The organism is Streptococcus pseudopneumoniae (genome assembly GCF_038148935.1).
GTDB lineage: Bacteria > Bacillota > Bacilli > Lactobacillales > Streptococcaceae > Streptococcus > Streptococcus pseudopneumoniae_U.
Map to the genome: position 1 here is coordinate 1 of NZ_JBBJZX010000191.1, position 739 is coordinate 739.

Here is a 739-nt window from a genome sequence, read left to right on the forward strand (position 1 = left end):
TGAACGTCTTCAATTGGAATATAGTGATTTACGAAATCGTATTTTAGATGAAACTCCACAGAGTTCTTATTCTTGTTTCCAAGAATTTTTGGCTAATGATCGAATAGATTTCTTTTTCCTAGGTGATTTTAATGAGGTGGAAATTCAAAATGTATTAGAATCATTTGGCTTTAAAGGTCGAGATGGAGATGTGAAGGTTCAGTATTGTCAACCATATTCTAATATCCTTGAGGAAGGTATGGTTCGGAAAAATGTGGGACAATCCATTTTGGAATTGGGTTATCATTGCCCTTCTGAATATGGTGATGAGCAACATTTACCCATGATTGTAATGAATGGTTTACTTGGTGGATTTGCTCATTCTAAGCTCTTTACAAACGTCCGTGAAGATGCTGGATTAGCTTATACTATTTCAAGTCAGCTTGATTTGTTTAGTGGATTCTTGAGGATGTATGCTGGTATCAATCGAGAAAATCGGAACCAGGCTCGTAAAATGATGAATAATCAACTGATTGATTTAAAAAAAGGATATTTTACAGAACTTGAATTAGAGCAGACTAAGGAAATGATTCGTCGATCTTTGTTACTTTCTCAAGATAATCAATCTTCATTGATTGAACGTGCTTATCAAAATGCCTTGCTTGGAAAATCTTCAGCAGACTTTAAAAGTTGGATTGCAAAACTCGAGCAAGTTGACAAAGAGGCTATTTGTAGAGCAGCTAATAATGTGAAACTACAG

1 protein-coding gene is annotated in these 739 nt (G+C 34.9%); it reads left to right on the forward strand.

Features of this window, described 5'->3' with window-relative positions; all coding sequences use genetic code 11:
• Window positions 1-739 (forward strand): pitrilysin family protein (locus WKI42_RS10530; protein WP_368081895.1); only part of this gene is annotated, 739 nt, incomplete at both ends.